At 66.7% G+C, this 23,616-nt stretch carries 17 protein-coding genes; 3 read left to right on the plus strand and 14 right to left on the minus strand.

Annotation, left to right across the window (positions count from 1 at the left end):
• Nucleotides 1-106: 106 nt before the first annotated feature.
• Nucleotides 107-1,273, plus strand: coding sequence for an ROK family transcriptional regulator (locus tag AC1DYL_RS12060; RefSeq protein WP_477173299.1), 1,167 nt, complete (start codon nucleotides 107-109; stop codon nucleotides 1,271-1,273).
• Here the strand turns inward: AC1DYL_RS12060 and AC1DYL_RS12065 are convergent.
• From AC1DYL_RS12065 to AC1DYL_RS12090, 6 genes are all read right to left on the minus strand, one after another.
• Nucleotides 1,270-2,667: a xylulokinase gene (locus AC1DYL_RS12065; protein WP_477173300.1), complete on the minus strand. Its 1,398-nt coding sequence runs from the start codon at nucleotides 2,665-2,667 to the stop codon at nucleotides 1,270-1,272. The genes AC1DYL_RS12060 and AC1DYL_RS12065 overlap by 4 nt on opposite strands.
• Entirely contained in the window at nucleotides 2,664-3,596 is a 933-nt protein-coding gene (locus AC1DYL_RS12070; RefSeq protein WP_477150005.1) for an ABC transporter permease, read from the minus strand. The genes AC1DYL_RS12065 and AC1DYL_RS12070 overlap by 4 nt, the downstream gene beginning before the upstream one ends.
• Complete coding sequence (locus tag AC1DYL_RS12075; protein ID WP_477173301.1) at nucleotides 3,593-5,080, minus strand: sugar ABC transporter ATP-binding protein; 1,488 nt, start codon at nucleotides 5,078-5,080, stop codon at nucleotides 3,593-3,595. The genes AC1DYL_RS12070 and AC1DYL_RS12075 overlap by 4 nt, the downstream gene beginning before the upstream one ends.
• A gap of 2 nt (nucleotides 5,081-5,082) precedes the next feature.
• Entirely contained in the window at nucleotides 5,083-6,012 is a 930-nt protein-coding gene (locus tag AC1DYL_RS12080; protein ID WP_477173302.1) for a sugar ABC transporter substrate-binding protein, read from the minus strand.
• 129 nt (nucleotides 6,013-6,141) lie between these two features.
• Nucleotides 6,142-7,200, minus strand: coding sequence for a malate/lactate/ureidoglycolate dehydrogenase (locus tag AC1DYL_RS12085; RefSeq protein ID WP_477173303.1), 1,059 nt, complete (start codon nucleotides 7,198-7,200; stop codon nucleotides 6,142-6,144).
• Entirely contained in the window at nucleotides 7,197-7,982 is a 786-nt protein-coding gene (locus AC1DYL_RS12090) for an IclR family transcriptional regulator (protein WP_477173304.1), read from the minus strand. The genes AC1DYL_RS12085 and AC1DYL_RS12090 overlap by 4 nt, the downstream gene beginning before the upstream one ends.
• Nucleotides 7,983-8,193: 211 nt before the next feature.
• On the opposite strand from AC1DYL_RS12090, the gene AC1DYL_RS12095 reads away from it, so the two are divergent.
• Nucleotides 8,194-9,531, plus strand: a complete 1,338-nt coding sequence (locus tag AC1DYL_RS12095; protein ID WP_477173305.1) for an aspartate aminotransferase family protein — start codon at nucleotides 8,194-8,196, stop codon at nucleotides 9,529-9,531.
• A gap of 87 nt (nucleotides 9,532-9,618) precedes the next feature.
• Nucleotides 9,619-10,560, plus strand: coding sequence for a prolyl aminopeptidase (pip, locus tag AC1DYL_RS12100; RefSeq protein WP_477173306.1), 942 nt, complete (start codon nucleotides 9,619-9,621; stop codon nucleotides 10,558-10,560).
• On the opposite strand, the gene AC1DYL_RS12105 is transcribed toward pip, so the two are convergent.
• The 8 genes from AC1DYL_RS12105 to AC1DYL_RS12140 form a co-directional block, all read right to left on the minus strand.
• Nucleotides 10,557-11,444, minus strand: a complete 888-nt coding sequence (locus AC1DYL_RS12105) for a siderophore-interacting protein (RefSeq protein ID WP_477173307.1) — start codon at nucleotides 11,442-11,444, stop codon at nucleotides 10,557-10,559. The two genes, pip and AC1DYL_RS12105, sit on opposite strands and share 4 nt — an antisense overlap.
• An 84-nt stretch (nucleotides 11,445-11,528) precedes the next feature.
• Entirely contained in the window at nucleotides 11,529-12,302 is a 774-nt protein-coding gene (locus AC1DYL_RS12110) for an exodeoxyribonuclease III (RefSeq protein WP_477173308.1), read from the minus strand.
• Between the two features lie 10 nt (nucleotides 12,303-12,312).
• The gene (locus AC1DYL_RS12115) at nucleotides 12,313-12,957 is read right to left on the minus strand and encodes an alpha/beta hydrolase family protein (protein ID WP_477173309.1); all 645 of its coding nucleotides are present in this window, start codon (nucleotides 12,955-12,957) and stop codon (nucleotides 12,313-12,315) included.
• A complete protein-coding gene (locus AC1DYL_RS12120) occupies nucleotides 12,957-14,036 on the minus strand; it encodes a tetratricopeptide repeat protein (protein ID WP_477173310.1) in 1,080 nt (359 codons plus the stop codon). Before AC1DYL_RS12120 ends, AC1DYL_RS12115 begins: the two co-directional genes overlap by 1 nt.
• Before the next feature lie 106 nt (nucleotides 14,037-14,142).
• Nucleotides 14,143-15,042, minus strand: coding sequence for a non-homologous end joining protein Ku (gene ku, locus AC1DYL_RS12125; protein WP_477173311.1), 900 nt, complete (start codon nucleotides 15,040-15,042; stop codon nucleotides 14,143-14,145).
• A gap of 9 nt (nucleotides 15,043-15,051) precedes the next feature.
• On the minus strand, nucleotides 15,052-17,517 hold the full coding sequence (gene ligD / locus AC1DYL_RS12130; protein ID WP_477173312.1) for a DNA ligase D: 2,466 nt from the start codon (nucleotides 17,515-17,517) through the stop codon (nucleotides 15,052-15,054).
• Nucleotides 17,518-17,605: 88 nt separating this feature from the next.
• Nucleotides 17,606-21,535, minus strand: coding sequence for a translocation/assembly module TamB domain-containing protein (locus AC1DYL_RS12135; protein WP_477173313.1), 3,930 nt, complete (start codon nucleotides 21,533-21,535; stop codon nucleotides 17,606-17,608).
• The gene (locus AC1DYL_RS12140; RefSeq protein WP_477173314.1) at nucleotides 21,532-23,403 is read right to left on the minus strand and encodes an autotransporter assembly complex protein TamA; all 1,872 of its coding nucleotides are present in this window, start codon (nucleotides 23,401-23,403) and stop codon (nucleotides 21,532-21,534) included. The genes AC1DYL_RS12135 and AC1DYL_RS12140 overlap by 4 nt, the downstream gene beginning before the upstream one ends.
• Nucleotides 23,404-23,616 lie beyond the last annotated feature (213 nt).

The raw sequence follows: 23,616 nt of genomic DNA on the forward strand, positions 1-23,616 counted from the left end.
TCGAACCTCAGCCCATACTTGGGCTGGGGATCGTTGCTTCGGCGTCAATTTGAGTCGCGGCGGGGTGGTGGAATTGGCGGACTTTTTTGAACCTGCGGAGCGGGGTGTGCAGCACGCCAGCCTGCGCGCCGCCAATCGTCGCGCCGTGCTGACCGCCATTGCGTTCAACCCTGGCCTCTCCAATGCCGAGGTTTCCCGCCGCACCGGCCTCGCGCCGCAGACCGCCTCGGCCATCGTCAGCGAGCTCGAGGACGATGGGCTGATAACCCGCGGCGAAGTGCTGCGCGGCCGTCGCGGCCAGCCGGCCACACCGCTCCATCTCGATTATTCCGGCGCCTACAGCATCGGCTGCGAGATATCGTGGCAGCACATCGACGTCGCGCTCATCAACGTGGGCAGCGAGGAGCTGGGGCGCTACCGGCGCGATTTCGCCTATCCCGATGCGCAGACCATCGTCGAGGAAGCGGCCCGCGCAATTGCCGCCCTCGTCGCCAAGCTCAGCCCTGAAAAGCAACAGCGTCTCGCCGGCATCGGGCTGGCGACCCCCAGCAATATGGGCAGCCTGATCCGGCTGATCGATCCGCCCGAGGACCAGCTGTCGCTGTGGGCGGAACTCGACCTGCGCAGCGCCATCGAGACCGCTACGGGCCTGCCGACCACCTGGTTCAACGACGGCAACTGCGCCTGCTTCGCCGAGATGGTGATGTCGCCGCCGCCCCGCCCGCCCAACCTCGTGCATCTGTTCGTGTCGACCTATCTGGGCGCCGGTATCACGGCCGAACACACGCTGTGGGAAGGCCCGACTGGCAACTCCGCCAATCTCGGTTCCATGCTGGTCAACGGCCATGATGGCCATCCCCGGTTCGGGCACGACCTTGCCTCCACCACCGCCCTCAGCCGCCGCCTCGCCGAGAGCGGCATCCGTATCCCCGTCGACGCTCCCGCCGCGTGGCCGTGGCAGGATTGGAAGGAACAGGTGGAGCCCTGGATCGAGGAAGCCGGCATCGCCATGGCCGAGATCATCTTCAACACTGCCGCCGTGCTCGAGATCGACCAGGCGATCATTGATAGCGCGGTCCCGCAGGAGATCGTCGAGCGGCTCGTCGATGCCACCCAGCGAGCACTGTCCGATCTAGACGCGGCCGGCTTCAAGCGCCCACGGCTGGTCGCCGGCAAGCTCGGCGCCTTCGCCGCACCGCTCGGCGCCGCGCAATTGACGCTGTTCCGCCGGCACTTCTCGCGCAACCTCGGCGATATGCTCGCCGAAGCCTAGCCCCGCCCCAGTTCGCGCAGCATCGCCGTCGCCCGGTCGAACGCCCGCGCCTGCCGCGCGATCCGCTCGGCCCGTTCGGCCCGCGGCCGGTACACCCGGCCTTGCGCCGCTGCCCGCGAAGTCAGCCCCAGCGCCTTGGCCGCGATCCGGTACGCCCCGAGGCTCGCCGCCAGCACCGGATGCGCCGGCACCGTCACCTCGCGCCCCAGCACATCGGCCATGACATGCGGCCAGACCGCACTCTGCGCGCCGCCGCCCACCAGGTAGACCGGCCCCGCCGCCCCCATTGCCCGCACATTGGCGGCAATGGCGAACGCCACGCCCTCCAGCGCCGCGTAATAAAGTGCTCCCGCGCCGTCGGTGGCCGATACATTGGCAAACCCGGCCCTCAGGTCCAGGTCAACGAAGGGAGTGCGCTCGCCATTGAGATACGGCAGGAACAGCGCCCCACCAGGCGACGTATCTGCTTCCCCGGCCATGCGCTCGGCCTCCGGCAGCGTCAGCCCTAGCGTCTCGCGCGCCCAAGCCGCCGCCGCACCCGCCGAGAGGATCGGGGCGACCTCGATCAACCCGCCATGCAGCGGATGCGCCAGCCGATAGTACGGTCGTGGCGTCCGTTCGGTCACCGCAGTGACACCCGCCACCCAGCCGCTGGTGCCAAGATAGGCGCTCACCTCGTCCGCCTGCTCGGCCCCGCTCCCGATGGTCGTCGCAGCGGCATCCCCGCAGCCATTGATCACCGGGGTACCCGCAGGCAACCCCAGCGCCTCCGCCGCCCCGGCGGTGAGCCCACCCAGCACAGTCTCCGCCGCGAGGATCGGCGGCAGCAGGCCCCGGTCAACATCGAGCAGTTCGACCAACTGCCCGGACCAGTCCCGCGTCGCGATATCCATCAGCCCCGTCGTGCTGGCACAGCTCGGATCAGTCGCTGCCACGCCGGTGAGCCGAAGCGCCAGAAAATCCTTCGAACCCGGCAGCACCCACTCGGCCCCCTTGGGTCCGAGCGCCAGCAGCTTGAACGCCGTCATCAGCGGCCGCGGTGCATTGCCGAGAATTGCCGTCGCGTCCACAGCCTCGAGCCGCCCCGCCACCGCCTCGAACGCCTCGGTGCCGATCGGGTCCGAGTAGAGCGCCGCCTCCCGCACCGGCACCCCGGTGGCATCGACCGCGATCAGGTTCTCCATCATCCCGGTGAGCGAGATCGCCGTCACCCCATCGAGGGGCAGCTTCCACACCGCCTCGACCGCCGCCCGCCACCAATCCTCCGGCGCCCGCCGATGTGGCGCGATCGCCGCGGGATAACCCGCATCGGTCGTCGCGATCACCGCCCCATCATCGGCAAACACCGTCGCCTTCAGCGCCGAACTGCCGCAATCGAGAACCAGCACGCTCATCGCCCGCGCCCCACGCGCCGCAGCAGCACCGCAACGATGATGATCACTCCGGTGAGAATGCGCTGCACGAACGGCTCCACGCCCACGATCGTCATGCCATTGACCATCACCCCGGTGATCGCCACGCCCAGCAGCGTCCCCGCCACCGTCGGCGCACCGGTCGGCGAGGCCGTGGTGCCGATGAACACCGCCGCATAGGCCGGCAGTAGCAGCGGCTCGCCCATCGTGTGTTGCACGCTGCCTAGCCGCGACGCCAGCAACAACCCGGCCAGCGCCGACAGCCCGCCGGCAATCGCAAACGTCACGATCACGTCGCGCACGATCGGCAACCCGGCCAACCGCGCCGCCTGCGCATTGCCGCCGATCGCCTTGAGCCGCCGCCCGAACTCGGTCTGCGTCAGGACGAACGCCGCGATGCCCAGCACGCCGACGATCCAGAACCCCAGCACCGGAATGCCGAAGATGTCGCCCCTGCCCAACGCCTTGAACCCCTCCGGCACCGACTGGAACAGGCTCTGCCCACCGCTCAACCCGAAGGCGAAACCGGAGAGGATCGTCCCAAGCGCCAGCGTCGCGACAAACGACGGAATGCCGAACCGCGCCACCAGCACGCCATTGGCCGCGCCGCCGACGATCCCCACCAGCAGCGCCGCCGGCACCGCCAGCCACACGTCATAACCCTGCCCGAACAGCACGAAGCAGATCACCGCCGCGAGCGACGCCGAAAAACCCACCGACAGGTCGAACTCCGAGATCGTCATCACCAGCGTCGCCGCCGTCGCAACGATCGCCAGCGTCGCCATCTGCTGCACCAGGTTGAACACGTTGGCCGGCGAGGCGAACGCCGCCGGCGCCGCGATCGAGAAGCCGATACACAGCAGCACGAACGCGATCAGTGTGCCGAAACGATTGAGATTGGTGCGGGTCACGCCGCCTCCCGAGACTGCGCGGCCGCCGACAGCGCTTCCGCGCTCGCCTCCGCACGGGTGAAAACTCTGACGATGCCGCCCTGCCGGAACACCGCAATGCGGTCGCCCAGCTCCAGCGCCTCGTCGCGGTCCGAGGTCGAGACGAGCACTGCGTTGCCATCGGCGGCGATCGCCCGGATGATGTCCTTGATGGTGGCCTTCGCCATCACATCGACGCCCTCGGTGGGCTCGTCGAGCAGCATCACCCGCGAGTGCCGGTTGGCCCAGCGCGAGAAGATGAGCTTCTGCTGGTTGCCGCCCGAAAGCGTCCGCGCCAGCTGCTTCGGGTCGAGATAGCTGAGCGACACCCGCTCGGCCGCAACGAGAAACTCCGCCCGCTCCGCCTTGGTGTCGGGCACCGGCAACCCCCGCATCCGGCGATAGCCAGACAACAGCGGCAGCGTCTTGTTGAAGATGAGGTCCTCGGCGAGGAACAGCCCACTGCGATGCCGGTCGGCCGGCACGCACGACACGCCCCGCGCAATCGCCTGTCGCGGCGAACGCGGCGCATAGGCCTCGCCTTCCAGCCGCATCCCACCGGCCCACGGGATCGCCCCCCAGATCGCATTGAGCAGGCTCGAGCGCCCCGACCCAGCCAGTCCGTACAGCGCCAAAACCTCGCCCGCGTGCACATCGAGCTGGGCCGGCCGCGTCAGGTCGCCTGCCGTCACACCGTCGATCTCGATGATCTTGGGCGCCGTCGTATCAGTCGTCCTTGTCGAACGCTCCGAGGCGCTGCCGCCCATCGCCGCGATCATCGCCTCGGGCTTCACTTCGCCTGCACCGAACCGCGAGACGATCCGCCCATCGCGGATCACCACTGCGCTGCCGCAGAAGTCCGCAATCTCATCGAGCCGGTGGCTGACGAGGATGATCGAGGTCCCCCGCTCCCGCGTCCGCCGTAACACCTCGTAGAACCGCTCGGCATCCTCCGCCGGCAGCGCCGCGGTCGGCTCGTCGAGGATCAGCAACCGCCCCTTGTCGGCAATGGCGCGCAACAGCCTCACGAACTGCCGTTCCGCCGGCGGCAGGAACATCACCGGCACATCGAGGTCGAGTTCCGGCGCAATGGCCCGCGCAACCTCGGCAATCGCCGCCCGCATCGCCTTGCGGTCGATCCGCCCGAAGCGCCGCGGATACGCCCGCCCGAGATAACAGTTCTCGACCGTATCGAACCCCGGCACCAGCGGTGCATCCTGGTGGATCACCCGGATGCCCGCGGCATAGGCGTCATGCGCCGAGTGGAAATGCACCGGCACACCGTCGATGCGGATCTCACCCGCATCCGGCCGATCGGCGCCCGCGATGATCTTGATCAGCGTCGATTTGCCGGCGCCGTTTGGCCCCACAAGTCCGAACACCTCGCCCTCGGAAAGGGCGAGGCTCACATCCTCGAGCGCATGGGTCGCACCGAAGTGCCGGCTGATCCCTCGGAGGTCCAGCAACGTCAGGGACAGGTAACGCCGAGGCTCTCGCGGGTGATCAGTTCCACCGGCGCGTAGAGCTCGTCCGCACTGGCGGGGCCGCCCGCGAGGATGGTGTTGAGCTCGGTGGCGGCGATGTTGGCCATCTCGCCAAAGCCCTGGCGGACTGTGCCGACATAGGCCGTGCAGCCCTTGATCAGCTCGATCGCCTGCGGGTTACCGTCGATACCGGCAATGACGATGCCCTTGCGGCCCGACGCTTCCACCGCGAGTTGCGCGCCGATGCCGGGCTCGTCCCAGCCGGCCCACACCGCGTTGATCGCGCCGTCGCCCGGGTTCGCCAACAGCATCGCATCCATCGCGGCACGGCTGTCATCCACCTGGCCCGGCACCGCCACGTAGTGGTCGGCGACCTGCTTCACATCCGGGTTCGCCTTCAGCGCCGCATCGAGCGCCAGCTCGCGCTGGTGCACACCCGGATGCGCTGAATAGAAGAAGCGCACGATGTTGCCCTTGTTGCCGATCTGGTCGAACAGGAATTTGGTCATCGTCTCGCCGAGCACATAGTTGTCGGAGGTGACGTTGAGCACGCTCGAGGCGTTCTTGGCGCCATCGATGGTGATCACCGGCACGCCCGCGGCCTTGGCCTTGTCGACCTGGTCCTGGATCTGCGCCGGATCGACCGACACCAGGACGATCGCGTTGGCGCCACCGGTCGTCGCATCCTCGACGCGGCTGGCGAACGCCGCCATGTCGCCGGCCGTATCGACCACGTCGACGGTCCACTGATATTCCGCCGCCTTTGCCTTGAACGCCTCGATCATCTCGCCGGTCGCGATCGCCGCGAGGAACGGGGTGATCACCGACACCTTCTCGCCGGCAGCCAGCGCCGCGGGAGACACGCCGAGTGACAGGGTTGCCGCGAGCCCGAGGGCTGCGATGACTTTATGCATGGGACTATCCTCCAGAATTTCCGGCGACATTATCGGCGCGGTGACACCTCGCAAAGCCCTCCCAACGTGGAATTCGTCCGGTTGGGACTTCAGAGCTGCCGCGGCGAACCGCCGCTCGTCACCTGTGTGTCAGCCGACCTCGAACCCCTTGAGCCCAACATCGCGCGCTGCCGCTTCCAGCTGATCGAGCGTAGCCGTGTCGACTGGAATGCCTTCAGCGCTCCGCTTCGCCTTCGTTTCCAGCTCCGGCATCCCCGGCAGCTTCACCGAGCCACCAGCCTCGTTCTCCGAGAGCACCCAGCCGAGCACCGACTCCATCTCCGCCGCGAACGGCCCTGCCGTCCCCAGCCGCTCCGGCAAGACGATCACCGAGAACATCGAGTTGATCACCGCGCCACTGCCGTCCTTCTCGTGCTGCGTCGGCGCGCCCACCATTGCCGCGCCCAGCAGTTCACAGGTCAGCATCAGCCCCCATCCCTTGTGCTCGCCGAACGTCGTCAGCGAGCCCGGCGGCGTTTCGAACAGCGCACCGGGGTTGATCGTCGGCTTGCCCTGGTTGTCGAGCAGCGCCCCGGGCGGCAACTCCACGCCCTTGTTGTGCGCCACGCGCACCTTGCCGGCCGCCAGCTTCGATGTGGCGAAGTCCACCACCACGGGCGGGGCATCGGCCCTCGGAAACCCCGCAGCAAACGGATTGGTCCCGAGCCGCGACTGCGTCCCGCCGAACGGTGCGACGATGGCCCCTGCGACCACGTTGACGAAGTGGATCGATACCATCCCCGCCGCCGCGCACTGCTCCGCCCAGTGGCCGATACGGCCGATGTGATGGCTGTTGCGGAGGCTGACGATGGCGCTGCCCTCGTCCCTGGCGCGGGCAATCCCCAGCGCCATTGCATCATGCGCCATCACCTGGCCGGCGCCCTGGCCCGCATCGCAGATCAGCATCGCGCCGGTGTCGACGGCGACCTTGAGGCTCTGGTTCAACACCATGCCGCCCGAACGCACGCCCTTGATGTACATCGGCACCACGCCGACCCCGTGAGAGTCGTGGCCGCGCAGGTTCGCCTCCACCAGATGCTCGGCGATCAGTTGCGCTTCCCGCAGTTCCGACCCCGCGGCGCGGAAGACACTTATGGTGCTCGCCTGCAGCCGTTCCCACGGCACGAGGTGTGTTTTGGTCTCGGTCAAGATGCAGTTCCTTGCGCGGCTAGATGTGTGGAGATGCGTCTGGCCGCGCCCTTTAGCGCATCTGCCGCGACGACGGTAAGTTCGGGCTTCATCCGCCGCTCGGGCGCCGACAGGCTCATCGCTGCCACCGGATAGCCAGTCCGGTCGAGGATCGGCACGCCAATGCACATCACTCCATCCTCGTTCTCGCCCACCTCGATCGCGTAGCCGCGCCGCCGCACGTCATCCACCTGCCGGCGCAGCTTGTCGGCATCGGTCAGCGTGTTGATGGTCCGCTGCGGCAGGCCACGCTCGCGTAGCGCCGACGCGGCTGCATCCGGCAGGAATGCCATCATGGCCTTGCCCAGCGAAGTCGAATGCGCCGGGTGCCGGCGCCCGATCCGAGCCTCCGCCTTCAGCGGCCGAACTGTCGGCTCCAGCATGTCGATATAGACCACCTCATTCTCCGACAGCACGGCGAGGTTCACCGTCTCGTGGAACGTCTCCATCAGCGTCCGCATCTCGGGCTGGGCGATATCGCGCAGCCCCTGCAACTCCTGGTCGACCCGCGCCAGCGAGCGGAACTTGCTGCCCACGCCATAGCGGTCGCGCTTCAGGTCGTGCTCGAGGAACTGCGCCGCCGACAGCGTCTGCAGGTATCGGAACACCGTGGTCTTGGGCAGCTTCAGCTCCTGCACCGTCTCGGTCAGCGTCACGTGGTGCCCCTGCCGCGCCACGTAATCCAGCACCTGCAGGGCCTTCATGACAGGGAGAACGACATAGTCGTCGCCAGACTTGCTCATCGCTTCACCACTTCGAATTGATCCCGGCTGGTCGGAAGAACGGGCCGCCGCCTGCCGCTCGTCGTCCTACATAATGGAACGACATCGAACCTCCCGCCTAGAATGTAGTGGCAATCCAGTCCCCCCTTTTTTCCGCCTCGCGAAACGGGCGGCCATTTACAACGTTCGGGGCGTCGGTCCAGTTGGACTGCAAGAACTGAGGAGACCTGCGTTGACCGTTACATCACCCGCCGCTGCGCCGCGTCCGCTCAACTTCGACAAATCCATCGAGGCGATCCGCACCAATTCGCAGTGGATCTCCGGTGGCGTGAACAGCAACTTTCGTCTCAACATCTCGCCCACTCCGCTGGTGTTCGAACGCGGCGAAGGCGCCTACCTCTACGACATCGATGGCAACAAGCTGATCGACTACTACCTCGGCATGGGCCCGATGATCCTTGGCCATAAGCCGCGGGCGCTGGTCGATGCGGTGAAGTCGCAGATCGACAACGGGATCCTGTTCGCCGGGCAAACCGCCATCGAGGCTGAGGCCGCCCGCCTTGTCTGCGAGATGGTGCCGTCGGCCGAGCGCATGCGCTTCGGCTCCTCCGGCTCCGAGGTCGACCAGGCCGCGATACGCCTCGCCCGCGCCGCGACCGGCCGAACGAAGATCCTGAAGTTCGAAGGCCACTATCACGGCTGGTTCGACAACGTGCTGTGGTCGACCGCCCCGGCCATCGACGCCGCTGGCCCCGCTGATGCGCCGGTCCCGGTCGCTGGCAGTAAGGGTCAGCTCAAGGATACCGCCGACACCCTGGTCGTCCTCCCCTGGAACAACCTCGAGCTGCTGACGGCCCGGCTTGCGCAGGGCGATATCGCCGCCGTCATCATGGAAGCCGCGATGTGCAACCAGGGCTCCATCCACCCCGCCGCCGGCTATCTCGAAGGCGCGCGGGAGGCCTGCACCAGGACCGGCACCGTCCTGATCTTCGACGAAGTCATCACCGGCTTCCGCCTCGCCGCTGGCGGCGCGCAGGAACTGTTCTGCGTCACACCCGACCTCTCGACCTTCGGCAAGGCCATCGCCAACGGCTTCCCGGTGGCGGCAGTCGCCGGCCGCGCCGACCTGATGGACATGTTCACCTCGGGTGGCGTCGTCCATGGCGGCACCTATAACGCCCAGCCCATCGCCATGGCGGCAACTGCCGCGACGCTTAAGTCGCTGACCCCGGCGCTCTACAATAAGATCGGCGTCGCCGGCACCGCGCTGCAGGAAGGCTTCAAGGAGATCTTCGCCTCGGCCGGCGTCACCGCATCGGTCGTCGGCTTCCCGCAGGTCTTCCACGTGGCGCTCGGTCTCGACCAGCCCGCCCGCGACTACCGCGATCTCGCCAAAATGAACCGCCCCGCCTACATCGCGCTGACCACTGCCCTGATGTATCGCGGCGTGCGCGCCCTCGAACGCGGCGCCTGGTTTCTCTCCAGCGAGCACGATGCCGGCGTCGTCAACGACACCCTCGTCGCGATGAAGGACGCCGTGCGCGAGCTCAAGGCCAAGGGCACCCTGTAGCCCGGCCGTTCCTGAAATCAGAAATGGCACAAGGGAGCAGGAGTCTGCTACCGGAACGAACCGCCACATGCTCGAACCGGATCAACGATGGCGCCTGACGGCGGAACTGCCCCTTACGGACCGATCTCGACCCTGAGACTGCCCGTCGGCGACGGCCACGAGCTCTATGTCGAAACCGTCGGCGCGGCCAATGGCATCCCCGCGGTCTACCTCCACGGCGGCCCTGGCAGCGGCTGCCAGCCGGCCCATCGCCAGCTGTTCGACCCAACCCGCTTCCGCGCCGTGCTGTTCGACCAGCGCGGCGCCGGCCGCTCCATTCCCACCCGCTCGCGCGACGCCAATACCACCGCCCATCTCGTCGCCGACATGGAGCGCATCCGCGAGCATTTCGGCATCGAGCGCTGGCTGGTCGTCGGAGGCTCCTGGGGCGCCACCCTCGCCCTCGCCTACGCCGAAACTCACCCCGAGCGCGTCCTCGGTATCGTGCTGCGCGCCACCTTCCTCGGCACCCGCGCCGAGCTCGAATGGGCCTTCGGCACCGGCCTCTCGACCTTCTATCCGGCGCTCCACGAGGACTTCCTCAGCCTGCTCACGCCCAAGGAGCGCCTGTCCCCTGTCGACAGCTACTTCAAGCGCATCCTCGATCCCGATCCGGCGATCCACGCCCCGGCCGCACGCGCCTATGGCGATACCGAGCGCGTCCTCTCCGAGGTCCGCCCCGTCACCACCCGGCTGGACTTCTCCCCGTCAAACCGCATCCCGGCGACCGCCCTGATGGAAGCGCACTACTTCAGCAACAACAGCTTCATGGCGCCCGACCAGCTGATGGCCAACGCCCACCGTCTCGCGGGCATCCGCGGCGTCATCGTGCAGGGCCGCTACGACCTGCTCTGCCCGCCCCGCACCGCACACGCGCTCGCCGCGATCTGGACCAACGCCACGGTGCAGGTCGTCGACAACGCCGGCCATTCCCTCAGCGACCCCAGCATCACCGAAGCCGTCACCGCCGCCATCCGCAGCTTCGCCTAAAGCCCGAACTTCTCCATCACGGCCTCGACGTCATCGCGCACGTCCTGCGCGTCGCGCCCCGATCGCCACAGGTCGTCGATCTGCTTCTTCACGCCTTCATCGAGCGCCGCCCAGTTGCGCTCCCACTCGGCCAGCTTGTCGGTCCAGTAGCCGGTGATCGAGTACCTCGTCGCCGGCCACTTCAGCTCGTGGCGCAGATACCTGCGGATCGGCCGCACTGCCCTGGCCTCGGACGCCACCCACACATAGACCTCGCGATCCGTCGGCAGGTTCATCGACCGCACCGCGTCCTCGAGTTTGCTCGGCGCGATGCCGTTGCCCGAACCATGCAGCCACACCAGCTTCAGCATCGCCCTGGTCTCGAACACCTGCTCATGGCTGGCGTCCGCCACCTCGACGATGGCCCGTGCCTCGACATCCGCATCGAGCCCCTCGAGCAACCGGCCCAGCGCCGGCAACCCGGTCGCATCGCAGACGAACAGCTGCCACTTGGCATCCGCTGGCGCTTCGTAAATCCCGTAGGGCTCGCGCATGGTGATGGTGTCGCCAGGCGCGCAGGCCTGTGCCCACTCGCTGGCCCGGCCGTGCTCATGCACCACGAAATCGAGGTCCACCTCACCCGGCCGCGCATAGCGGATAGTGTAGCACTCGCAATGCGACGGCTTCTTGCCCTCGGGGTATTTCCAGAACCCCTGCGCGTCGACCTGCGGCAGCACTAGCTCGCCGGTTTCGGGATCAGGAAAGAACAGCCGCACATACTCGTCGCCGACGCCTGTGGTCTTCAGGTCCTTGAGCCCCTCGCCGCCCAGCGTCACCCGCACCATGCCCGGAGTGACCATGCGGCGGCCCAGCACCGTCCCAGTCAACAGCTTCAGCGGCTTCATATGCTCAACCCACTACGCTCAAAATCAATGCGTCTGGGCTACTAATTTTGACAATATCAGTCAACTTTGAATCGGCCGAAACCGCTAGACCTTGAGCTCGATCCAGACCGGCGCATGGTCGCTCGCCCCGTCCTCGCCGCGCACCTCGCGATCGATCCCGGCAGCCCCAAGCTTCCGCACCAGCTGCTTGCTCAGCAGCACGTGGTCGAGCCGCAACCCGGCATCGCGCGGCCAGCGGTTCCGCATGTAGTCCCAGAAGGTGTAGAGCGTCTCGTTGGGGAATTTCTTGCGTAGCGCGTCGGTCCAACCTTGCTGCAGCAACCGTCGAAACTGCTCGCGCGGCTCATCCTGCACCAGTGCATTGTCCCGATACGACGTCGTGACATAGATGTCGCGCGGCTCCGGCACGATGTTGTAGTCACCCGCCAGCACCACTGGCACGCCACTGTCGAACAGCTCTGCCGCGTGCGCGATCAGCCGCTCGCCCCAGGCCAGCTTGTAGTCGAATTTCGGTCCCGGCTGCGGGTTGCCGTTCGGCGCGTAGAGCGAGGCGATCACCACCCCGTTCACCGCTGCCTCGATATAGCGCGCCTGCTCATCGTCCGGATCACCCGGCAGCGACTCCTGCGTCAGCACCGGCTCGACCCCCTTGGCGAGGATGGCAACGCCGTTCCAACTCGCCTCGCCGCGCCACACCGCCCCGTAGCCGGCATTGGCCAGCGCCGTCGCGGGGAACTGGATATCGCGCGCCTTCAGCTCCTGCAGGCAGACGACATCCGGTTCGGCCTCATCCAGCCAGGCCAGCAGGTTGTCCAGCCGCCGGTTGACGTTGTTGATGTTGAACGTCGCGATCTTCAAAGCTGGTGCTCTACGGCGCGATGCGCCCGACCCAGGCCGTGAAGCTGTCTGCCACCGTCTTTAGGTGATCGGCCGTCGAAAACCCCGAAATCGCCTTCCGCGGCTTCAGGTCATGGTCGCCGTCCTCGAGCCACTTCACCTCGATCTGCGGCGACAGCCCATAGGTCGAGACTTCGTCCGGCACGCCGAACTCGTCGCGCGTACCTTGGCAGATCAGAGCGGGCGTCTTGAGCCCAATCAGGTGCTTGGTCCTCAGTTGCGCCGGCCGCCCAGGCGGATGGAACGGATAGCCGAGACACAGCAACCCCGCGATCCGCCCTGCCTCGAACTCGGCATCCGCAATCATGCTCGCGACCCGCCCGCCCATCGATTTGCCGCCGATGATCAGTGGTCCGTTAGTCGGACCCAGGTCGTCGACCGCCGCCACATACTCCGGCATCACCGTCTCGGCCTTCGGTGGCGGCTTCTTGCCCGCTTCCGTCCGACGGCCCGCCATGTAGCCAAACTCGAACCGCGCCACGCGGAACCCAGCCGCTGCCAGCGCCTTGGTCGTGGCGTTCATCGACGCCGAGTCCATCGGCGCGCCAGCGCCGTGCGCCAGCATGATCGTGACCCGCGCGTCCTCGGGCCCATCGAAGAGGAAGTTCGTCGCCATCAGCCCGCCGATTTCCGTGTGTGGAGGTCCGCGTAGGCAATGCCGCGCGATGCGGTCTTCGCCCATTCCGAGTCCTGGTCGAGTTCGAGATAGCGCACCCACCAGCGCCGCGCTTCACTCAGATTGCCGGCATCGTATTCCAGCGTCGCAAGGTTGTAGATCGCGTCGGCATAGTCGGCGTCGATCTCAATCGCCGTCACGAGGTGCTGGCGCGCGATGGCGATCTTGCCCTCCTCGCGCAGCAGCCCAGCATAGTTGAACCACGCCTCGACGAAATCCGGGTCGCGCTTGATCGCCTGCATATAGGCGTTCGCCGCCTCGGAGTTGTCGTTCGCCGCCTTCAGGCAATTGGCCCGATTATAGGCCGCGACGGAGTCGTTCGGATCGATGGACAGGCAGTGCCCGTAAAGCACCGCCGCCTCGGCAAACAGCCCCGCCGCCTCCGCCGCCTCAGCCAGCGAGAAATACTCCTCGGACTCGTCCTCGATCGGCGCCAGCGCCAACAGCCGCTGCCCGTCGAGTTCAGCTCGATCATCGCCGAACAGCGCATGGATCCGCTTCGGCCCGCCCGGGTGCAGCGACATCGCCGTCAGCGACGCCACCGGCCCCGACCGATGTACCGACCGCGCAATCGCCCCCCAGGTTGCCCCACCAGCCACCAGCCCCGCATACTTCCGCGACAGGATCAGGTCGCGGAACGAGAACGGCTCGGCGTCATGCTCGAATGCGTCGAACAGCGCCAGCAGGTCGAACATCCGCCCGTCGAGCTTCGATTGCTCGAGCAGCGATTGCCGCGTGAGGTTGGATTGGTCCGGCGCGCTCATCAGCCCGAGCCAGCGCAAGAACCCGTTCTCGCTGATCAGCGTCGCGCCGCTCTCGCGCAGCGCCGCGACGCGCTGCTCGATCTCGGCGTCGGTGAACTTGTCGAGCAGCGTGCGGCCCAGCACCATGCGCGATGTGTGGCGCGTGACGCCGCGGCGCAGCCGCCCACCCTTGCCGGCCACCGCCTTGGCCGCCAGCCGGCGCGGAAAGGCGCTGAGCCCCCCCACGATGCCGACGGTGCTGTCCGGTTTCCGCATTGGCCGATTCTACAGGCTTCCAGGGCTGATCCGCCAGCCCTGCCCCAAGCGTCCCCTCGCCCCTTTGGGGAGAGGGTCAGGGTGAGGGGCAGCCAAGCGCACCAGATCAGGCCTTCTTCTTCGCTGCCGCAGGTTTTGCCGCCGCAGCCTTCGACGCCGCCACGGCTTCCTTCAACGATGGCTTCTTGGCCGCAGCTGGCGTCTCCACCTTCGCCTTGCTCGGGGCCGCCGGCTTTGCCTGTCCCAGGCTCGCCTTCAGCGCATCCATCAGGTTGATGACATTGCCGCGTTCCGGCGCCGCCGCGATGATCGGCTTGTGACCCTTGAGCTTCTCGCGGATCATCGCCATCAGCGCGACCTCATAGCGATCCTCATAATCCTTGGGGTCGAACTTCTTGACCTTCTGCTCGATCAGCTTTTCAGCCAACTCCAGCATTTCGGCCTCGGGCTTCACCGCCGGAATGTTGCCGAAATACTCGGCCGTACCGCGCACCTCGTTGGGGTTGCGCAGCACCGTGACGAACATGCCGTTCTCGCGCGCCCCGATCGTCACCACCCGCTCACGATTGGTCAGCACCAGCCGCGCGATGGCGAGCTTGCCTGATTGCCGCATCGCCTCGCGCAGCACCGCGAACGTCTCCTCCGCCATCGCCCCGTCCGGCGCCAGGTAATACGGCGCGTCCTGGTAGATGACGTCGACCTCGTTCTCGTCGACGAAGGCCTCGATGTTCATCGTGTGGTTGGATTCGATCCGCACCGCTTCGAGATCGCTCTCGTCGATGATGATGTATTGCTTGTCCTCGTACTCGTAGCCTTTGACGAGGTCCGAGCGCTCCACCAGGCCCAGTTCGGGGTCCACCGGCTTCATGTTGATCCGGTTGTGGGTGTCCTTGTGCAATTGGTTGAAAGTGATCCGCTCCGACGCACTCGTCGCCGGAAACATCTTCACCGGACAGCTGACCAAACTCAGCTTGATATAGCCCTTCCAGCTTGCCCTGGGTGCCACCTTCGCCTCCTAAACGCGCGTACTACGTCCAGCCTTTGATAATGCAGGTAAATCCCGGGCGAACTCGTTAATCTCCGCCCACGGATCACCGGACGTGGTTAATAATCCTGGAAGCGTAGAGTAGTTCAAATCGACCGGAGCGTCGATGGATTCGAGGTCGCGCCAATCGAGCGGAGTAGAGGCCGGCATGTTGGTCCGCGCCCGCAGCGAATAGGGCGATACCGCCGTCGCACTGCGCGCATTTCGATGGATATCGATTAGGATCCGGCGCTTCCGGTTCTTCTCGCCGATCACCGTTACAAAGGTGTCCGGCGCGGTTTTCGCCAGCGCCGCCGCCATCTCGCCGGTCACTGCATGGACCTGCTTCCAGGTCTGCTTTGGGTTGATCGGCAACACCACGTGCAGCCCTTTGCCGCCGGAGGTCTTGACGAACGGCACGAGCCCCATTGCCTCCAGTTCGCCTCGGATATGCACCGCCGCCTCGACCACTTCGCGGAACTCGATCCCCTCGCCGGGGTCGAGGTCGAAGGTGACACGATCCGGCTTGTCGAGGTGCGTCAGGTGGCTGCCCCAGGCGTGGAACTCAACCACCCCGAACTGCGCCAGCGCGAGATACCCCTTGGCGTCCTCGATCGTGAGATAGGTCCGGTCCTCCTCGTCCGAGTTCTGCGTCTCGAACACGTTGATGCTCGGCGGCATCCCCTTGAAAGCGTGACGCTGGAAGAAGCAATCCTTGGGCAATCCGGTCGGGCAGCGGAACAGTGACACCGGCCGGTTGAACAAATGCGGCAGCATGAAATCGCCCACCGCGGCGTAGTACACCGCGATGTCGAGCTTGGTCGGCCCGCTCTTGCCGAACAGCCGCCGCGTCGGGTTGGTGATCGAGATCGAGGCGAGATCGGCATCGGTGATCAGCCGTTGCCGCGGCGCCTCCGACGCGGTCAACTCGGTCTCGATCAGCCCCTTGAACACCGAGTGCCGGAGCAGCTTGTCCGAGGTGATGTTTGCGTAGTGCACACGGCAGCGCAGCACCGGCTGCACCCAGATAATGTCCTTGGGCGCACCGTCCAGCTTCAGCGCCGGATCCTGCAGCGGCTCGAGCCGGCGCAACAGCTGCGCCAGCATCGGCGCGTCGAACCCGGTGCCGCACTTGCCGCGATATTCGAGCTCGCCATCGACGAACTCCGCCAGCGCCAGCGACGCCAGCCCGCCGGCCGCGGCCGACACGGTATAACCTGCTATGACGAAGTCACCGATCGGCTTCGACTTCACCTTCACCCAGGTCGACGTCCGACCCGACTGGTACTTCGCATCTGCCCGCTTCGAGACGATGCCCTCGAGCCCCAGCTCCGACGCGCGCTCGTACAGCGCATCGCCATTGCTCTCGACATGGTCGCTGACCTGGATCGCCGAACGCCCCGAAACATGCGTCCCCAGTAGCTGCGTCAGCAACTGCTTGCGATCAATCAGCGCCGCCCCTCGCAGGTCGTAGCCATCGAGGTAGAGCAGGTCGAACGCATAGAAATGCAGCTTGCTCCCGGCACCTTCCGACAGCGCGTCCTGTAGCGCCGAGAACCGCGAGATGCCTTTGTCGTCGAGCACCACGATCTCGCCGTCGATGATCGCCTGCTTGACCGGGAGCTTGGCGAACTCCTTCGGCAGGTCGCCATAGCGCTTGGTCCAATCGATGCCGCTGCGAGTGATCAGTTGCACTTTGCCGTCGATGACATGCGCGATGGTGCGGTAGCCGTCGAACTTGATCTCGTGCACCCAGTGTGCCGCGTCCTCTTTCGGTGGATCGGTCGCAGCGGAGGCAAGCTGCGGCTCGACCTGCGGCGGCGGCGGCGCCTTCACTGCGCCGGTCGCGCCGGAAGGCTTAAGTGCCTTCGCCGGTTTGGGTTTTGCCGCTTCGAGCAACTGCTCGGTGGTGAGGCCCGACTTCACGCTCTCGGGCCGCTCGGCGAGGATGTCCGTCTCGGTATCCACCGCCGGGTCGTGCTCCTTGAACAGCAGCCAGTTTTCCTTGTCGTTGTCGCCCGGGCGGCCCTTGAGCTTGGTCAGCATCCAGCCGCCCTTGAGTTTCTCGCCCCACAGCCGGAACTTGAAGCCGCCCTTCCTCAACCCCGCGTCGACATCCTCCATCGGCGCCCAGTCGCCGGTATCCCAGACGATCATCGGCCCGCCGCCATACTCGCCTTCTGGAATTACCCCTTCAAAATCAATGTACTCGATCGGGTGATCTTCGGTGTGCACCGCCAGCCGCTTGTCGGCCGGATTGAGCGACGGCCCCCGCGGCACCGCCCAGCTCAGCAGCACGCCATCGTGCTCGAGCCGCAGGTCATAGTGGTCGGCAGTTGCCGAGTGCTTGTGGACGACGAAGCGGGCGCTGCCGGACGCGGCGGCTCCGCCGGCGGGCTCCGTGGTTTTGGAGAAGTCGCGTTTCCCGCGGTAGCTGCGAAGTTTCTGGTCGGCCATGTCGAGACGCTAGGTCGGCTCGAATGCGGCGGCAACCCCGATTTGGCCGCCGGATTGCCACGCCGATGAACGCGTCCTGTCAGACCGTTCAGTAATCGCTCTCGTAGAACACGCCGAAGCTCGAATCCCCGTTTGTGCCGGTCGAGACCTTGGCCTTGATGTCGTCGGTCACGTCGAGGTTGACGGTGACCCGTGAGTTGCCATCGGCCCCGGCCTGCACACCGAGATAGATGTTGTCCTGCAGATAGGCGCCCGCCTGCACCGCTAGGCTACCATCCTCATTGGTGACTACGTCGAGATCGTCAAGCCCAGCCTTGGCGCGCAGCGAGTCGACCAGCGAGCCGCCACCGCCGCCAGCGAGTTCGGCCGCTGCGCCGGCAAGCTTCGCCAGCTGGATCGGCGTCAGCTCGCCCATCGAGCGCTTGAACAGCAGCCGCGACAGCACCTCGTCTTCCGGTAGCACCGGGTTGGAGCTAAAGCCGATATCGAGATCGGACACACGGCCGGTGACATTCACAAACACCGTGATCCCGTCGCCTTCGGTCCGCGCGGTGAAGTCGAGGAACGGGTCGAGATCGCCGACCAGCGTCACCGAGCCCGCCTCGAACGTCACCCGCTGCCCGAGAATGGCGAGACGTCCACGATTGAGCTGGAAGCCGCCAACCGGCCGGATGTCGTTGACCGAACCGGTGAGCCGGACCGAACCGCCGACCTCGGCATCGAGCCCACGCCCGCGGATGAAGATCTGGTTGGGCGCGCTGACCGTGACGTCGAGCTGCACCACCGATGGCCGCCGTTGCGGCATCGGCGCGCCGGACGCAGTCACCGCCGCCCGTTTCAGCGTAACCAACACGGGCTTCGACGCATTGATGTGCTTGGCGTCGATGATCGTGCCGGCTGCGCCGAGCGAGTCCGGGATGGTGATGTCGGCCTTCTCGATCATCACGTTGCCCGACAGCATCGGGCTGGCATCGAGCCGCCCCTTCAGCGCCAGGTCGCCCGACACCGTGGCGACGAACATGCTGCCATCGGCATAGCGCGCCGAGTTGAGCCGCACCGCGATATCCGCCGGATTGCCGCCCCCGAGCCCCACCGAGCCGCCCACCGAGATCGAGCCGCCGGTAGCAAGCCCCGCGGTCAGGCTGTCAATGTTGATGCGGTTGCCGGCAAGGCTGGCGCGGCCGTTGATATCGACCAGCCGCAGGTTCAGCGCCGGGTCGATATAGCCCGAGCCCCTGGTCGACACGGTGCCCGCGAACTGCGGCGAGGCGAGGCTGCCGGTGACCCGCGCTTTGAGATCGGCCGTGCCGCTGAGCTGCCCGCCGCGATCGGCGACAAAGCGATTGCCCAGCGCCAACGGCGCCGAGCCTTGAACATCCAGTGCCAGACCGCCGCCGCTGAGTGGCACGCGACCATTCGCAGCGAGCTTCAGTCCATTGGTGCCGGTGGCGGACAGGCTTTCGAGCGTCACTGTCTGGCCCGAAAGGTTGCCGCGCGCCGCGAGCTGCATCGAGGACACGCCGAACCCGCTCGCCGCCGCGTTGAGCTGGAACACCGACCGGCCGCCCTGCTGGGTCGCGGTGCCGCTAAACGTGGTGACAGTGATATCCCCCGCCGCGAGCGATCGCCCGTCGACGCTGCCGGTGATCGACGCGGCACCGAACAGATCGACGGCCACCGCCCGGATATCAGCAGATCCAATCCTGACATCCGCCGCCGAGAGGTTGCGGACAGATGCAGCGATCTCGGCATTCTGCTTGCCGGCGGCCGGGGTCAACGTGATCGACGCGTCGGCACTGCCGCTCGCATCGAGCAGCAGCAGCGCCGCCGCCGTGGTGACGTTGGGTGACGCGAGCTTCAGTGCGCCAGTCAGCAGCCCCTGAGCATCCTGCACCACATCGCCGGTGACCAGCGTCGGCCCGGCCTCGAGACGCAATCCAGTGAGCCGCTTGGTCGTCGCGTCCACCGCCACGTCACCGCCAAGCGCCACGCGGAAGCGATCGAGGAATGCGTCGCCCTTGAGCTGCCCGGTCAGCGTGCCGTCCTCGGCCAGTGTCCCGGTGAAGCCGAACGCCGCATCTGAAAGCGATTTGCCGGCCAGCGCCCCGCTTGGCACCTTGGCCGCAACGTCGAGTCCAATCGCGCCCTTGCCCTTGGCGGTGCCGGTGAGCGTCAGCGCGCCCTTGGCTTGGTCCGACACCAGAGCCAGATCCGCAAGCGCAGCGGTAAAGCGGAAATCCGCCGCGCCGGTCGCAAAGGTGCCGTCGGCGTCGATCTGCACCTTGTCGTTGGCGATCCGGAACGCCTCGGCTTCGAGCCCCTGCTCGGTTCGCGCCACGCGTCCGCTGAGCTTCACCGTGCCTGCGAGCACTGCATCGAGCGCCGGCTCGGACAGCGCCAGGTTCTGCGCCGTGCCATCGAGCTTGAGGTTGAAGCCGCCGATCAGCGGGCTCACGGTGCCGGTGGCGGTCAGCGCCATCGCGCCATCGAGATCGCGCCCGGCGACGCCCGAGAATGGCGAAATCGAGCTGGTCTTAATCTCCATCGTGCCGTCAAACACGCTGTCGTCGACCTTCCCCACCGCAGCAAGCGTCAGCGCCTTGCCGACCAGCTTGAACTGCGCCAGCTGCAGCGGTTCGCCGGCATTCCACAGCCCCGCAAGGCCAAGCCCGGCGCTATCACCCAGCGCCGCCTGTATATCCGCATCGCTGGAGACAATCCCCGACACCATGCCGTCGGCATTGAAGGTCAGCCGCCGGCTCGCCGGATCCCCGAGGTTGCTGGCGACACCGTTGCCGCGCAGCGCCACTTCGCTCGCCCTGAGCCCGCCATTGGCAAAGCCCTTGGCGACGAGGTCGGCCGACCAGTCGTCGCTCCCCGCCCCGCCGAAATCCACCTTCAGCGTCGCGCTCTCGATGGTCGTCGCGGCGCCCGGCGCCGGCAGGATCACTCGCCCACCGCCGGGATCGGCGATCACGGCCGACAGGTCCAGCTTGCTGAGGAAACCGTCGGCGGTCGTCGCCGCTGAGGCTTCGAGCCCCAGTTGCCCGCCGCTCAGCTTCAGCCCCGAAATCTCCACACCGCCCGCCGAGCGCACCAGCGCCGATGCCTTGAGCGAGGTCTGCGCCCCGAAGAACGCCTGATAGGCCGGCGCCACCAGCATTCCGATCGGCCCGCCGAGATCAGCTTCGACCGCAAAGCCCTCGGGCTTCTGCGCGATCGTCGCCAGCCCCTCCAGCGCCCGCTTCCCGCCAGCATCGAGCGTCATGGTGGTCCGCAAGTCGGCGACCGGCCCGGAGCCGTTCACCGCCAGCGCCATCTCCGGTCTGCCCTCGATGTTGAGGAGGTTGGCGAGGATGCCGTTGGGCGGCTCGGTCAGCGTCACACCGACATCGATGCTATTCTCGGCCTTCTTGTAGGCCACGGCCACGTCGAGCTTCCCGCCCGGCCCATCGAGCCGGACGATATTCAGTGCCGTATCGAGCGAGCCGCCCTCGAGCCGGAACCGGCCATCGACCGAGATCTCCGACCCAAGCCCGAAGACGTTCTCGCCGAACGTCACCTTGGGCACGCTCAGCTTGTCGAGCTGGATCGCCACCGGGAATTCCGGGATCGCCAGCGGCGCAGCTTCCGGCGCCGGCAGGTTGGGATCCGCCGCGCGGCTCGGCACCGCGTTGCGCAGGTACTCGATGCTCTCGGCCGTCAGCGCGCGCACCAGCAGCCGGCCAGTGAACAGCGCGCCCTGGTCCCAGTCGATCGCCGCATTGTTGACGCGCAGCCACACCCCCTCCGTGTCGGAGATGGTGACTTCGCGGATCGAGGCGGTCGACGACAGCATGCCATCGATATTGGAGATGCGTATCTGCCGCTCGGGCGTCGAGAGCTGCCCCTCGACGAAGCCGACGAACCAGTCTTTCTGCTGCTCGGCCGTCATCTGCGCCTGGTCCTGCGCGACGAGCGGCACCGCGGCCAACAGGCCGAACCCGAGCATCATGCCGATGGCGAGGACCCGTCTCAAAACGCCTGTCCTATGCCGACATAGAGCGCGTAATCCGGATCGCCCGGGCGCTTGTTGAGGGGCACAGCCACATCGAGCCGCAGCGGCCCGAGCCCGGTGTAATAACGGACACCCGCGCCGACGCCGAGCCGCAGCTGATCCAGCCCCGGCAAGCTGTCCGCCGCGACGTAACCGCCATCGACAAAGGCGACGACGCCGATATCGTTGGTGACCTTGTAGCGCGCCTCGAGCGAGCCCTCGACCAGGTACTTGCCGCCGGTGACGGTATCGCCCGGCCCATCGACGCCGATGCTCTTGAAGCCATAGCCGCGCACCGACCCGCCGCCGCCGGCGAAGAACAGCCGGTCCGGTGGAATCTCGTCCAGCGCCGGCCCGACCAGCGCGCCGACCTTGGCGCGGCCCGCCAGCACCATTTGTCCATCGCCCATCACGTTGAGATAACCGCGCACCTCGGCCGTGGTCCGGAACGCCGGGTTGCCGTAGTAGAATTCGTAGAACGGCTCGGCCGTCACGTTGACGTAAAAGCCCTCGGTCGCGTCAGACGAGTTGTCCCGCGCATCCCAGATCAGCCCGCCGGTCAGCCCCACGAGCGAGAAATTGCGCGTGCCGAAATCATCCTCGAACAGCGAGCGCTCGTAATAGGCCGCACCATCCAGCGTCAGCTGGTCGGTGAGATACTGCGTCATCCCCACCCGCGCCGACGCCGAGGTCTCGGTATAGGCCGGCAGCACGCTGCGCTCGGCCGAAATCGCCGCGACGAGGTCGTTGTCCGGGTTGAGGAAGCCCGGCTTGGTGAAGGTGCCGCCAAACGCGTAGTCGAACTCCTCGGTGGCGATCGGCCAGTTGATGCCCGCAACCTTCGCGTCGAGCCGCAGCCGCTCGGCCCGCCCGAACAGGTTGCGCCACAGGTGGAAGCCCTCGAGCCCGAGCCCGTCGATGGTCGAGTAGGTGGCGCCAACGCCAAACCGCCGCTCTGCCTGCTCCTCGACAATCACGTTGAACGGCAGCACGCCATCATTGCCGATGACGCCCGCCGCCTCGATCCGCATGGCACGGAACACATCGAGCCGCGCCAGCCGCTTTTCGGCTCGCGCGATGTCGTCGGGGTCGTAGTCGGCGCCCGGATTGAGCCCGGTCTGTTGCGCCACGAATGCCGGATCCATGCGGTCGGTGCCGCTGACTCCGATATTGCCAACCGTCGCATGCCGACCCGGCGCCACAGTGATGGTCACGTCGACCGTGTCGGTCGCATGGTCCGCAACGACCTTGCGGTCCACCACTTCGGCCTCCGCGTAACCCTGCTGCCGCCACGCCTCGACGGCCAGCTGCTCGGCCCGCGCCACGACAGTTGCCCTAGCCACAAGCCCAGCGCCAAAACCCGCGACTTCCGGTGCCTCGACCCTGTCGCCATCGTCGGAGGCAAGAGGCGCGCGGTGCGCGATATTGACGTTGCCGAAGCGGAACAACGGCCCGACATCGACTTTCAGCACCACCGCCACCGGATCAGACAGTTCGGCGTCCGGTGGCAGGTTCGCTGCCTCCCTGCCGCCGACCAGGATGCTGATCTTTCCGCCGTAGTAGCCCTGGTTGTAGAGCGCCGCGAGAATCCGCCGGTAGTCGCTGCGCGCCTTGGCCAGCAGCCCCGCCGCACCCGAAGCCGGCGCGCCCTGGTCCGCGATCAGCGCCGACGCGTTGCGGATGGCACTCTCGACATCGCCTGTCGCGGTCGTTTCCAGCGTAGCCGTAAAAGTCTGTGGATCGCCGATCACCGCGTCGGCGTCGATCTCACTCTGGTCCTCGAACAGCTTGATGCCGAAGAACTCGAACGCCGATGCGCCCGGCACCAGCAATGGCGACAGGGCCAGCATGGCCAGACCGATTTTTACCCGCCGCTGTAACAGTCCCGACTACCCCTGCCCTCGGCGGACGCTGTGAGTGCACCTCCGCTCGTGGCCCCGAGCGGCTGCTGTGGTGAACTCCGGCCGATCCGCCGTGCCCGATGGGAGCCCTCCCACCACGGCGGGACACCTCCCGCCTAATTCGCAATACCAAGCAACCGTCAAACGGCGGCTTCTATGAGG

This window comes from Devosia sp. P1_H9 (genome assembly GCF_056405135.1).